Here is a 12868-nt window from a genome sequence, read left to right as displayed (position 1 = left end):
TTTCGCTGGTGAAACCCTGAGACTATCGTCGTTCGGGTAACAGGGGGTTCTGATGGGAAAAGTCTCACAGACGCTTACCGCACGAATTGCGACAGCGCTGATCATACTGTTTTGCAACGGTGCCGCATTTGCATCGCCTCCCTGCGCGCTAACCCCGGCAGACAAAGCGGCAAATGCAGCGCTGTCGTATGATGATTTCGACCAAAAGGGTGCGCTGCCATCAAGCTTTCGCGCGCTGGATACACGGGGCTGCGATAGAGAAGCTGCGGCCGCCGCTGAAGACTACATGTTGCACCATCCCGGCCTCAGCGATGGTGAGCGCATTAATGTGCTGTTTCATGAAGGCCAATCGCTGGCGGTGTCGGGGGCTGAACGCACAGCCGCGATGCTGATTGCTGCGGCTAAGGACCTGTCCCAGAAGCCGGACGATCCATTCGACTGGAACACCTATGTCGAGGGGACGTGGGCCTTCCTGGTGAAAGAACGTGGGCGCCTGGAGGCGGCAACAACCAAGCTCAGTTCATCCCGTGGCGAGGGCAACGCGATAAACGCGCAAATACTTCGCGGGCTGCTCGGCTGCTTCGACCGTACATACAAAGAAGCCTATGGCAACGAAGCCTGCATGCGGCCAAAGACGAAGTAGACCAGCCGGGGGGTTGATCTGAAGGCGGGGACGCTGGCGGCGAAGGATCGAAAATCCGCATTGCGCCAATAGCGGTCGTTCAATCCCAGACCTTCACCAGAATTGAAGGATGCCGATTACGACGGCGCAAGTGACAAGACCGATGACCGCCCCAATAACACGGGTCGCCATGTAGCCGTTAGGAAAATAGGGTTCCACTTCAATTCGATTGCTGACGATGAGTCCTGTGAATAGCACTGCCGCACCTGCGAATACGGCCAGAAGGATCACCACGGCGTGGTGTTTGGCGGAGGGGTCCATAATTGCGGCTACTCGGTGCTGGGCTACGACAGGCCTAGATGCATATTGCACATCTTGTGTCACATCTCGACCGTCTGCTGATGGCGCATTTCGGATTCGAGGGGGCGCCCCTCACCCGGCGCTTCGCGCCGACCTCTCCCTGAGGGCTAGGCGGCCGCCCCCCCTGCGCGGTCAAAGTCTCTTCCTGGAGCGAAATTTGCGCTAAAAGCTTTCCCTGGCGGCTTTGCGCGGTTGATTGATGCGGTCTTTCAAGAATTTAACCTTTACCCGGGCTTTCGGGACCAAACCCTTTGGGGCCGAGGCGTTCCTTGGCCGGGCCTTCGGCCTGTCCCTCCAGGAGTCGATTTTCCTGGGTATCTCGCTTCTGATCTGGACCTCTTATGTGGTCTGGCTGGGCAAAGATACGTCCTGGGACTTCCGCAACTATCACTGGTATATCCCCTACCAGCTCCTCAATGACCGCCTCAGCATCGATATCGCGGTCGCCCATCAGGGCAGCTATTACAACCCGCTCTCGGACGTGCCCTTCTATTGGCTGGCGGTGCACACCACCTCCTGGTTCGCCATCGCCGTCTTGGGCCTCTTCCAGGCCGCCAATATCGTGCCGATGTATTTCATTGCCCGCTCGGCGCTGAATTTCCCGAATGTCGAGGCGACCGCCGACAAGCAGCTCGCAGCCGGGGCCATGGCCTTTTTCGGCATGACCGGCGGCATGACGCTGACCCTTTACGGCACCCACTACTACGACAACGTCTTCAGCCTCTTCACCCTGACGGGTCTCGCCATCCTGATCACGCGGCGCGAAGAGCTTTCGGGCGGCAAGCTGTGGGCCGTGGCGGGCTGGTGCGCGCTGGCGGGTTTTTTGACCGGCTGCACCGCCGGGCTGAAGCTGCCCATGGCGCCCTTCGCGATGGGCTTCGCGGCGGCGCTGCTGGTGGTGGGCGGCTCGCTCAAGCATGTCGTGACCCGGGTAGTGGCGGGCGGCATCGGCGGAGTGGCGGGCTTTATCTCCTGCGCCGGCTTTTGGATGTGGAAGATGCAGGTTCTGACCGGCAACCCGCTCTTTCCCTATTTCAACGATGTCTTCAAATCGCCGATGGCGCTGGCCTCGCCCTATCGCGATATGCGCTTTTTGCAATGGAATTGGCGCGACACGCTGACCTATCCCTTGCGCTTCTCGATCGATTACCGCATCGCGGACGACATTCCGTACGGCGATATCCGCATCGGCATCGTGTACATCGTGCTGATCCTGACGCTCGTGATCTGGGCCTTGCGCAAGCGCGCCAAGGACAGCCTGTTCGAGCCCAAGGCGGTGCGCATCGCCTTTGTCTTCGTGGCGGCGACCTATGTCTTCTGGCTGAAGATGTTCGCCATCCACCGCTATATCCTGCAATTCGAGATGCTGGCGCCGATCCTGATCGCCATGGCGGTGGGGATGTGGCCCTTGCCAAAAAAAGTCCGCCTGGTGACCATCGGTGTACTGTTCTTCGCAGCGTTCCTCTTCACGCGGAGCGAGCATCTGGAAGGCGCACCGCTGGGCGATCCCTATATCCAGGCCGATCTGCCCAAGCTCGACAACCCTGCCGCGACCATGGTGGTGATGACGGGCGACGCTCCGTTAGGCTTCATCGCCCCCAGCCTGCCGCCGGAAGTGCCGGTGCTGCGCATCGATGGCTGGATGATGCAGCCCGAAGATGGCTCTTACCTGACCAAAGAAATGCGCCGCCGCGTCGCGGCCCACAAAGGGCCCCTCTTCCTGATCGCCGACGCCTATGATATGGGCCGCGCCAGTGCGGCGGTGGTCGATTACGGCCTCGCCATCGATTGGCAGAAGTGCCGGATTTTCACGACAAACCTGACAGGGGCCTATCAATGGTGTCCGCTTCAGCGCCGAAACTGGTGAGCGAGCCGCGCATCGCGGTTCTGATCCCCTGCTATAACGAGGCGGCAACTGTCGCCCAGGTGGTGCAGGATTTCCGCGCCGCGCTGCCGGATGCGCTCATCTACGTCTACGACAACAATTCCAAGGACGACACCACAGCACGTGCCCGGGAAGCAGGCGCCATCGTGCGCAAGGAAACCCGCCAGGGTAAGGGCAATGTGGTGCGCCGCATGTTCGCGGACATCGAAGCCGATGTTTACGTGCTGGTGGATGGCGACGATACCTATGACGCTTCTGCCGCCCCCAGCCTGATCGGCACGCTGATCGAAGACGGGCTCGATATCGTCTCAGGCAAGCGCGAGGCGACCGGCGCGGCCGCCTATCGCCGCGGCCATGTCCTCGGCAACAAGCTCCTTACCGGTCTCACCAGCCTTCTCTTCAAGGTGCATCTTAAGGACATGCTCTCGGGCTATCGCATCATGTCGCGCCGCTTTGTGAAGAGCTTCCCCACCGCCGTGGAAGGCTTTGGCATCGAGACCGAGCTGACCGTGCATTCGGTGCGCATGCTGGTGCCGATGGCCGAGATCGACACCAAGTACAAGGAACGCCCCGAAGGCTCGGTATCGAAGCTTTCGACCTATCGCGACGGCTTCCGCATCCTGATGACCATTGCCGGGCTGACGCGGCGTGAACGCCCGCTGGTCTTCTATGGCATCATTTTTCTGCTCTTCACCTTGCTCTCGCTGATCCTGGGCATTCCGGTGGTGATCCAGTATCTCGAAACCGGGCTGGTGCCGCGCCTGCCGACGGCGGTGCTGGTCTCCTCCACTATGGTGATCGCCTCTTTGTCGCTGGTGGCAGGCCTCGTGCTCGATACAGTGACGCGCGGACGCTGGGAGCAGAAGCGGCTGGCCTATCTTGCCGTGCCCGGCCCGCATGATCTGAAGCGGCCATAAGGGGTCTAGGCGTGAAGCAGGTGATCGACAAATTCGCCGCCTCCAAGCTGGTGCGGTTTGGCGCGGTGGGCGGGGCAGGTTTCTTCGTCAATGAAGCCGCCCTTGTCATCGCCAAATCGCTTTTGGGCCTGGGCGATCATCCCGCCTGGCTGTTCGGCTTTGCCGTGGCAGTGACCTTCACCTGGTGGGGCAATCGCACCTTCACCTTCCATGAGCATAAGAGCGCAGGCCATGGCGGCATGCTGGCCGAATGGGCCCGTTTCGTCGCCACCAACTCCTTGGGGGCAGTCGCCAATTACGCCGTCTATGCGCTGTTGATCGAATTTGCCCCCTGGCCGCTCAAAGTGCCTTACGTGGCGCTATTCTTCGGCGTACTGGTGGGCATGGCCTTCAACTTCACTTTGTCGAAGAAGCTGGTTTTCCGCGCCAAAGACGCGGGCTAGCTCCGCGCGACCGTGACGGCTTTCACCACCGCGTAAACCTGCATCCCTTTTTCGAGTTTGAGGCGGGCGCGCGAAGCCTCGGTGATGCGTGCAACAAGCTGGGTGGGGCCGGCGTGAAGCTGCACATCGGCATGATCGCCAACGCTGCGAATATCCCCCAGCGTGCAGGTAAGGACGTTATTGGCGCTGATGCCGGAAGGCTCGCTTAAGGCCAGCATGATGTCCTCGGCGCGAAGACGGACGCGCAGACGGGTACCGGTGGGTTGCGAAAGGCCCGGCACATAAAGAATGCCGCCCGCGAAGCTGAGACGAGTAAGGCCATCCGCCTGGTGGGCGGCGATAGCGGCCTCAAAGACGGCGCCCAGCGGCTGCACGCCAGCGACCGCGCCGATGTCGGTGAGAAGCTCAAACACCGGCCCTTGCGCCACCACGCAGCCCTGATCGAGCACCACGATCTCATCGGCGAGGCGGGCGACTTCCTCCACCTGATGGGTGACGAGCAGCATGGGCAGACGCATCTGGCGCGCCAGCTTTTCGAGATAGGGCAGGATCTCTTCGCGGCGGGCCTGATCCAGCGCCGCTAAAGGCTCGTCCAGAAGCAGCATATCGGGTGCAGCGAGCAGAGCCCGCCCCAACGCCACACGGCTTTTCTCGCCCCCGGAAAGCCCACGCGGGCGGCGGGAAAGAAGATGCTCCAGCCCCAGAAGCGCGATCACATCTGCGATGGCGGCCTCATCGGCTTTCTGGGCAGCGCGGCGCCAGCCGAAGCGCAGATTGTCCTCCACGCTCATATGGGGAAAGAGGCGGGCATCCTGAAACACCACCGCGATGCGGCGCGCTTCCGGCGGCACGAAGCTTTTGCCAGCCTCGAACAGCACACGCCCGCCGACCGCGATACGCCCCGCCGAAGGCCGGGAGAGGCCCGCGATGGCGGCCACCACACTCGATTTACCGGCACCGGAGGGGCCGAACAGCGCCGTCACCTGGCCCTTGGTGGAAAATTCGATGTCGAGACAGAAAGCGCCCAGGCGCTGTTTGAGAGAAACCTCCAGACTCATCGCCAGATCCTTTTGGCGGCAAGATCGCCGAGGCTGACGAATATGATGGCGAGCAGGATCGAGAGGCCGCACAGCCGCGCTGCCGCCGCTTCGCCACCGGGGGATTGAAGCGCCGCATAAATGGCGAGCGGCAAGGTTTGGGTCTCACCGGGAATGTTGGAGACAAAGGTGATGATCGCCCCGAATTCACCGAGGCTCGCCGCGAAAGCCGTGATCGCGCCTGAGACGATGCCGGGTAAAGCGAGCGGCAGGGTGATGTTCGCCAAGCGATCGAAAGCACCAGCCCCCAGCGTGCGCGCGGCGGCGGCAAGACCAGGATCAGCGGCCTCCAAAGCCAGACGGATGGCGCGAACCTGCAGCGGAAAGGTAATCAGCGCGCTCGCCAGCGCTGCGCCAGTCCAGCTGAAAACAAAGCGGATATGGAAGTTGGTGAACAGCCATTCGCCCACCGGCCCGCGCCCGCCGAAAAGCACAAGAAGAAGGTAACCTACGGCGACGGGCGGCAGGACCAAGGGCAAATGCACCACAGTCTCGACGAGACCCGCGCCCCAGAAACGGCGACGGGACAGCAGCAGCGCGGTCAGAAAGGCAATCGGAAGCGCCGAGAGGATCGCGACGGAAGAAACCCGCAGCGATAACCATAAGGCTTCGGCTTCCGCCGGTGTCACGAGGTCACCCATAAGCCACAGCTTAGGGGCAACCGAAGCCGCGTGCCAAGGTGACGTATAAGCTTCGCTTGACCTCTTCTTCCAGCATACTACCGTTCTGGTATGGGGACGTGGGCAGGGGTGCTCGCGCTGGTCGCGGTTGCGACGGCGGCGCAAGCACAAGACAGCGCGGATGCGCAAAGCGGAGCGGCGGTACATATTACGCTGCCCGATGGGCGTGTGGCGCGCGCCCAAGCGGTGCCGGAAGACCGCGGCAACACCCAAGCCGAAGCGAGCCCCGCCGATATCTTGCGCGCCGCCAGCGCGGGCTACACCAGCGGCAATTACATCATCCGTGCCACGCGCTGGAGCGAGAACGACGAAAAGGAATACAGCCAGTTCATCGCCGAGCTTGGCGAGAGCGGCTGCACAAACGTCAATCGCTGTCTGCATGATCCACGCAATCCTTATCGCGGCAGCGATCCGGCGGGCTTGGTGTTCCGCGCCGATTGCGCGGATCTGCCCTATTACCTGCGCTTCTATTTCGCCTGGAAGCGGGGCCTGCCCTTCTCTTTCGCGAACGAGGTGGAGCCACGTGGACGCACGCGTGACATGCGCTATACGGCAGCAGGAAACCGCGTCGCCAGCCGCCTCTTTCCGGCGGGCTATAACGGCTATGCAGTGCTGGATTACCTGCGGGATGTAATTTCCTCAGCCAGCTATCGCATCCATCCAGAGCTCGAAAGCCCACAGCAGGATTTCTATTCGCCGGTCATCTCCACCAAATCCATCCGTCCCGGCACAGTGGTCTATGATCCCAACGGCCATCTTATCACCGTGTGGAAAGTGGAGCGTAACGGGCGCATCCACTACATGGATGCCCATCCCGATTACTCGGTGACGCGCGGGTTTTATGACGTGCGCTTTGTCCGCTCTTCGCCGGGCATGGGGGCGGGCTTCAAGAATTGGCGGCCGCAAATCTTGGAGGGCGCCACCCGGCAAGCTGATGGCAGCTATACGGGCGGGCGCATCGTTATGGCCGCCAATAAGGCAATTTCGGATTATTCGCTGGAGCAGTTCTTCGGCAATGGCAAACGCCCCGCAGAGGATCGTGATTGGGCAAGTGGCGGCTTCACGCTGAATGGCGAGCGCATCGGCTATTACGATTATGTCCGCGGCCAACTCGCAGGCGGCACGCTGCTCTTCGATCCCTTGCGCGAAATCGGCGACATGGTGGATTCCAACTGCGACGACCTGAAATATCGCGGCGCGGCGGTGGATCTGGCGATCGCGGCGGGGATTCAAAAGCGCGCGCAACCTGATCAGCTTCCCGCCAACATCTATGGCACCGAAGGCGATTGGGAAATGTATTCCAGCCCCTCGCGCGATGCCCGGCTGAAAACCGCTTTCAAGGAAACCTATGAAACCACGCGCCGCTTCGTGGAGATGGCGAAGAAGGGCGATACCAAGCTCTCTTATAAAGGCAAGAATATCGCGGCCGATATGCTGGCGGTCTATGACGCGCATGCGGCACGCTGCACGATTACCTATCAGAAGAGCGACGGTTCCAAGATCAGCTTCGGTTATGAGGACGCGCGGCGGCGGCTGTTCGAAATGTCGTTCGATCCTTATCACTGCATCGAGCGGCGCTGGGGCGCCAAGGGCGATGAGCTGAAGACTTGCCAAGACGGATCGGTGAAACAGGCCTGGTATGAGGCGGAACGCCCTTTACGCAATCAGATCGATCGCGCCTATGACACGCGGATGGACTTCACGCTATCGGAGCTGAAACAGCCCGGCCCAGGCCGAGGCATTGCGGCGCCCCCCGAGACCGATGTGCGAAGCTGGCTTGTGCGGGAAGCGCGGACACGAGCCGCGCGCCGCTGAGAGCAAATAATTGAGGGCGTGCGGCCATATATTCCGTTGTCATCCCGACCAAGCGAACACTGCGAAGCAGTTTGCGCGCAGAGCCGGGACCCACCCCGACGCATTCCGGATTTCTGAGTGGGTCCCGGATCGCGCCATCGTGCCAGATTTCGAAATCGCCGAGGCGCGTCCGGGATGACAGCAGGGTGAAAACAAAAACGGCGGACCGTGAGGCCCGCCGTTTCGCATTCAGACTATCCGAAAGCCTTATTTGGCGTTGCGGATGTAGATCGCCCACATATGGGAGACCAGCTTGCTGTTCGGGTTCGACTTGGCCTTTTCCAGCGAAGAGAGGGCCGCAGCCTTCTGCTTATTGCCGAACTGCGCCACGGCCAGACGGATCTGGGCGTTGTCTGTGTCCTTCACGCCCTTGCCGATACCGGCCTGGATGGCGGAGACCGCGTCGGCGTACTTGCCCTGGCCGGTGAGGTCTTCACCGATACGCAGAAGTTCTTCACCGTCCTTGGCCTTCTGTGCATCAGCCATCGCCTTGGCGAAGCCAGCGGCGTTGGTCGCCTGAGCCTGCTTCACGAGACCAGCCAGACGCTGGGCGCGGGCATCGACAAGCAACTTGGCAGCCTGGCCCTTTTCGACCACGGCACCGGCTTCAAACGGCGCCTTGGCGGCGATCAGGAGCTGCGCGAGGGTGAAGTAGTCATCCGCGCCCTTCATGTTGCCGGTCAACAGCTTGATGCGATAGATGTCGCGGGTCTGGGAGTCCGTCAGGCCCTTGGCGCGTTCGGCGGAGCCGATGAGCTGGGACCAGTTTTCCGGCGACGGGTTGGCAGCCACGAGCTTCTCGGCGAGATCGCGCGAGAGCTGATCGTCACCGGTCTTGAACGCGCAGAGCATGCCGCGCTTGATCATGTCGGTGCCGGCACCGGTGTGGCTGGTGGCGTAGTTCACGCAGCCCTTGTAGTCGCCGAGCTGGTAATAAGCCTGGGCGATCACGACCTGATATTCAGCCGTCAGGGCGCTGTACTTGCGCAGAAGTTCTTCGTCGGCGATCACTTCGCGGTACTTGCCAGCGCGATAATCGGCGTTGAACTTCGCCTGGGCGCCAACAGCACTATCCACCGGACCGGCAGCGCCGCCCGACTTCACCGTGATGTAATCCTTCATCTGCTTGACGATCTTGGCTTCTTCCGCCGAGAGACCGCCCACAGCTTCAGCCGCCTTCACCTTGGACATGGCGCCAGCATAATTGCCGGACGCTGCCAGGGTTTGAGCTTCCTGAAGCGGCTTGCCGACGGCCGAGCGAACGGCAGCATCAGCAGGCATTGAGGCCGCCAGTGCAGCCATTCCAACTACAAGCGCCGTCGCGGCGGCGCGGAGATTCTTCGCGATCATGTAACGACCTCTATCTTCGCCTAGCTACACAAGGCGCCCCCGGGATACCCCCAAGGAGCCCAGTCCGCTCCCTCACAACACTACTGCATATACCGGCTGAAACCAGCGTTTGCCTAGTCTCCAACCATGCCCAAAGCATGGTCTTTTTTACAGAAACTCCCGTTGGAAACTACTGCATATACTGATCTAGACCGGCGAACCCGATTTTCTTTACGCCCAGGCGCTGGGCAGACGCCAAGACCTTAGCCACCGTATCGTATTTTGCCAGTTTGTTCGGATTAAGGTGGATTTCCGGCTGCGGGTCAGCTTGCGCCGCGTCCGCAAAATAGGACTGCAGGGTCGCCCAATCCACCGCCGAGCCGTTCCACAGGATGGTGCCATCGAAATCGACGCTGAGATTAACCACTATCGGCCTCAGATCGCTATGACTTGGCGTGGTCGACGGCATGTCGAGCTTCACCGCGTGGGTCTGAATCGGCAGGGTAATGATAAGCAAGGTCAGGAGCACCAGCATGACGTCGATGAGCGGCGTCATGTTGATTTCCATCATGGGGTCACCTTCACCCCGCTTTACGTCCATGGCCACGGTCTAAAGGCCCCTACCCTAACCAAATGCCGCCTTATCGCGGCGGGCTCGCCATCACGGCGCGCCAAGAATTCGTTTCGCGGACAGCCGGGAACTTCTCCCGACACATGGGAGGAGCGCGTCCTCGCGCCGCCATACCCCTATCCCGCAGATCCCGGAACCGGCCCCAGGCCGTTCTTAAAAAGAGACGCCGTTCTGGAGAGCGCCCCATTCAGCCTTCGGGCGCACGACATAGCTGCCGCGCGCCCGATAAGCCGATTACCAAAAGATCACTGCATGTACTGGTCGAGACCAGAGAAGCCGATCTTTTTCACGTTCAGGCGCTGCGCTGCCGCAAGCACCTTGGCGACGGTATCGTATTTCGCCAGCTTATTGGGATTGAGATGGATTTCAGGCTGCGGATCCTTTTGGGACGCATCGTTGAAATACGACAGCAGCGTATCCCAATCCACCGGCGAACCGTTCCACAAGATGGTACCGTCGAAGTCGACACCGAGATTGACCACCTCCGGCTTGAACAGCGGGGGCTTGGTCACCGCGGTCGACGGCATATCCAGCTTCACGGCGTGGGTTTGAATCGGCAGGGTGATGATGAGAAGCGTGAGGAGCACCAGCATGACGTCGATCAACGGCGTCATGTTGATTTCCATCATCGGTTCGCCTTCGCCCTGCTTTACACTCATTCCGGCCATGGCAGAACTACCTTCTTAAAGTTCGTAGCAACGAACAATTACTCTTGATTACGCGGCTCGGTGATGAACCCGACCTTGGGAACGCCGGCCTGCTGGGCGGCCAGAATGGCGCGGCCAACAGCTTCGAAACGGACGTCCTTATCGGCGCGGATATGCACCTCAGGAAGGGGCGTACCACCCTTCGCAGCTTTCAGAAGCGCGGTCACGAAGCGGTTATGCAAATCCGCATACGTCACCGGAGAGTTGTTGAAGTAGACGTCTTCATCGGACGTCACAGCAACCACGATGTTCTCCGGCTTCGTCTCGGTCGCAATGTTGCGCGCATTCGGCAACTGCACCGGAACCACCTTCACGATAACCGGGATGGTGACAAGGAAGATGATCAGCATCACCAGCATGATGTCCACGAGAGGGACAACGTTGATGGTTGCGTTCAGATCGTCTTCGTCGCCGTGCCCATCCTGGCTTTGTACAAACACAGCCATGTTGGTTCTCCGCAAACCGGGGCCGGCCTAAACCGACCCCGTTATTGCCGTTAAATTACTTGCTGCCCTTCGAGATCAGGTAGGTCTGAAGGTCACCGGCGAAGCCACGATACTTCTCGGTGATGATCTTGTTGCGGCGGACCAGGAAGTTATAGAGCAACACGGCCGGAACGGCGGCGGCCAGACCGATGGCGGTCATGATCAGAGCTTCACCGACCGGGCCGGCGACCTTATCGATCGAAGCCTGACCGGCGACGCCGATCGAGATCAGGGCCTGCAGAATGCCCCACACGGTGCCGAACAGACCGACGAACGGGGCGACCGAACCCACCGAAGCGAGCCAGGAGATACCGCCGGCGAGCTTGCCGTTGGCGTCTTCGAGCTGACGGGCGAGCGTCATGCCGATCCAATCGTTGAGGCCGACGAGGGTGGTGCCGCCCTGCGAAGCGCGGACGCCGGCTTCGGCGAGAGCGCGGAACTCAGAGGTCTTCGGCAGCTTCTCGATGCCTTCGTTCAGCGAGGCAGAGGTCCAGAAGCGCTTCTCGACCGTCTTGGCCTGGCCGAGGATGCGGGACTGCTCGAAGAACTTGACGAAGAAGATGTACCAGGTGCCGACCGACATCACGAGCAGGATGCCCAGGATGGTGTAGGACACGGGGTTCTTTTCGGCCAGGATGTGGGCCAGACCGTAGGGGTTCTTATTGACGGCGCCGGGCGCGGCGGCCTTCACAACCTGCTGGCCGGCGGCGGGAGCCGCAGCCGTGGCGGCCGGAGCGGCCTGGTCGGTGGCCTGAGCGGACGCCGGGGCGGCGCAGAAGCCGGTCATGAGGGCGAGAGCGGCAGCCATCGCCAGTTTCTTCGTGATCATTGCTGTACAACTCCGTAGCTTGTCGAATTAAACGCGTTACTGCTGTCGAATTTGGTTTGTGGCGATTTCGCTTAGTGGAGAACCCACTTCACTTCGGTGTGCCACTGCACGGCGACCGGCTGACCTTCACGCACCGCCGGCTTATAGCGCCAGGGGGTTGCGCAAGTGACGGCGGCATTATCCAGACGCTCGGAGCCCGAAGAGGCTTCCACGTGGACGTTCTCCACACGGCCATCCGCCGTGATGGTGAAGCCGAGACGGGTGGTGCCCTGTTCGCCGAGGCGCTTGGAAATCGCCGGATAGTAATCATCGCCGCAAACGTGCGGGCGACCGATCGAGGCCGGGGACGAAACCGGCGGCGGAGTCGGCTGCTTGCTCTGCGTCGTGATGGTGTTTTGCGGCGGCGGTGCATCGACCTGAATGACGATGTCCGGCGGCGGCACGAAGGGCGGCGGCGGCGCTTTCGTCTCCGGCGGCGGCGGCGGCGGCTCCTTCTTGTCGATCTTTTCCTTGATCACGTCGATCTGGATCACGTCGGGGAGTTTCTCCACGAGAGCGCTTGCCAAACCGGACGACAAAGCCCAACCGAATCCAACGACAATAGCGGTCGAAACGGCGAGCGCTGCGATACGCGTTGGCGTTAGTCCTGAGCTTTGAGCTCGAATTGCGTGAAATGGCTGTTCCATGGGTGTTTACCGGTACCTTTTGTAAAACTACGACCCGGCGCCTGCGCACCGGGCCATGCTGCTGTAGCTGACCAAGCTCACGCGTCCCCCACCGGGCGCCCACCCCTGGGCGCATCGTCGGTTACGCAATCGTAAACATCGTTCGCCAGCCGGTCCAGAGGGTCCGTTGACAAATGCCAGTTCTGGACAAGTTTGGTTAACATTGCCTTGGTCTTTCAAGACATTTCTTGGGTGGAGATGCTCGATAACACGAATGTTAGGAACGCAGGAGAAAGTGGTCAAAAATGGGCAGGCTCGTTGTGGCGGATTTACGCACGGGAGAGAAATTACTGCTCTGCGAGAT

13 protein-coding genes are annotated in these 12868 nt (G+C 60.9%); 5 read left to right on the top strand and 8 right to left on the bottom strand.

Annotated features, from left to right (window positions below; genetic code table 11):
- Window positions 1-52: 52 nt before the first annotated feature.
- The 4 genes from FHS83_RS09485 to FHS83_RS09470 all read left to right on the top strand — a co-directional run bounded on the left by FHS83_RS09485 (window position 53) and on the right by FHS83_RS09470 (window position 4227).
- On the top strand, window positions 53-643 hold the full coding sequence (locus FHS83_RS09485; protein ID WP_167082732.1) for a hypothetical protein: 591 nt from the start codon (window positions 53-55) through the stop codon (window positions 641-643).
- Window positions 644-1181: 538 nt separating this feature from the next.
- The gene (locus FHS83_RS09480; RefSeq protein WP_167082731.1) at window positions 1182-2849 is read left to right on the top strand and encodes a hypothetical protein; all 1668 of its coding nucleotides are present in this window, start codon (window positions 1182-1184) and stop codon (window positions 2847-2849) included.
- Window positions 2819-3784, top strand: a complete 966-nt coding sequence (locus tag FHS83_RS09475) for a glycosyltransferase family 2 protein (protein ID WP_167082730.1) — start codon at window positions 2819-2821, stop codon at window positions 3782-3784. The genes FHS83_RS09480 and FHS83_RS09475 overlap by 31 nt, the downstream gene beginning before the upstream one ends.
- Window positions 3785-3795: 11 nt before the next feature.
- On the top strand, window positions 3796-4227 hold the full coding sequence (locus FHS83_RS09470; protein WP_167082729.1) for a GtrA family protein: 432 nt from the start codon (window positions 3796-3798) through the stop codon (window positions 4225-4227).
- Here the strand turns inward: FHS83_RS09470 and modC are convergent.
- Complete coding sequence (modC, locus tag FHS83_RS09465; protein WP_167082728.1) at window positions 4224-5285, bottom strand: molybdenum ABC transporter ATP-binding protein; 1062 nt, start codon at window positions 5283-5285, stop codon at window positions 4224-4226. The two genes, FHS83_RS09470 and modC, sit on opposite strands and share 4 nt — an antisense overlap.
- Window positions 5282-5965: a molybdate ABC transporter permease subunit gene (gene modB, locus FHS83_RS09460; protein WP_167082727.1), complete on the bottom strand. Its 684-nt coding sequence runs from the start codon at window positions 5963-5965 to the stop codon at window positions 5282-5284. Before modB ends, modC begins: the two co-directional genes overlap by 4 nt.
- Before the next feature lie 90 nt (window positions 5966-6055).
- Between modB and FHS83_RS09455 the strand changes: the two genes are divergently transcribed.
- Window positions 6056-7819, top strand: a complete 1764-nt coding sequence (locus FHS83_RS09455; protein WP_167082726.1) for a hypothetical protein — start codon at window positions 6056-6058, stop codon at window positions 7817-7819.
- Window positions 7820-8065: 246 nt separating this feature from the next.
- On the opposite strand, the gene FHS83_RS09450 is transcribed toward FHS83_RS09455, so the two are convergent.
- From FHS83_RS09450 to FHS83_RS09425, 6 genes are all read right to left on the bottom strand, one after another.
- Window positions 8066-9208 carry a hypothetical protein gene (locus FHS83_RS09450; protein ID WP_167082725.1) on the bottom strand — a complete coding sequence of 381 codons (1143 nt, stop codon included), beginning with the start codon at window positions 9206-9208 and terminating at the stop codon, window positions 8066-8068.
- A gap of 169 nt (window positions 9209-9377) precedes the next feature.
- Window positions 9378-9758, bottom strand: coding sequence for an ExbD/TolR family protein (locus FHS83_RS09445; RefSeq protein WP_208414367.1), 381 nt, complete (start codon window positions 9756-9758; stop codon window positions 9378-9380).
- 305 nt (window positions 9759-10063) lie between these two features.
- Window positions 10064-10486, bottom strand: coding sequence for an ExbD/TolR family protein (locus tag FHS83_RS09440; protein ID WP_208414365.1), 423 nt, complete (start codon window positions 10484-10486; stop codon window positions 10064-10066).
- Between the two features lie 38 nt (window positions 10487-10524).
- Window positions 10525-10971: an ExbD/TolR family protein gene (locus tag FHS83_RS09435; RefSeq protein WP_167082723.1), complete on the bottom strand. Its 447-nt coding sequence runs from the start codon at window positions 10969-10971 to the stop codon at window positions 10525-10527.
- A gap of 55 nt (window positions 10972-11026) precedes the next feature.
- The gene (locus FHS83_RS09430) at window positions 11027-11839 is read right to left on the bottom strand and encodes a MotA/TolQ/ExbB proton channel family protein (protein ID WP_167082722.1); all 813 of its coding nucleotides are present in this window, start codon (window positions 11837-11839) and stop codon (window positions 11027-11029) included.
- Between the two features lie 71 nt (window positions 11840-11910).
- Window positions 11911-12372: a TonB family protein gene (locus FHS83_RS09425; RefSeq protein ID WP_167082721.1), complete on the bottom strand. Its 462-nt coding sequence runs from the start codon at window positions 12370-12372 to the stop codon at window positions 11911-11913.
- Window positions 12373-12868: the final 496 nt, after the last annotated feature.

It is taken from the genome of Rhizomicrobium palustre (assembly GCF_011761565.1).
Lineage (GTDB): Bacteria > Pseudomonadota > Alphaproteobacteria > Micropepsales > Micropepsaceae > Rhizomicrobium > Rhizomicrobium palustre.
Note: the sequence above shows the minus strand (reverse complement) of the source record. Positions and strands in the feature narration are given on the sequence as shown.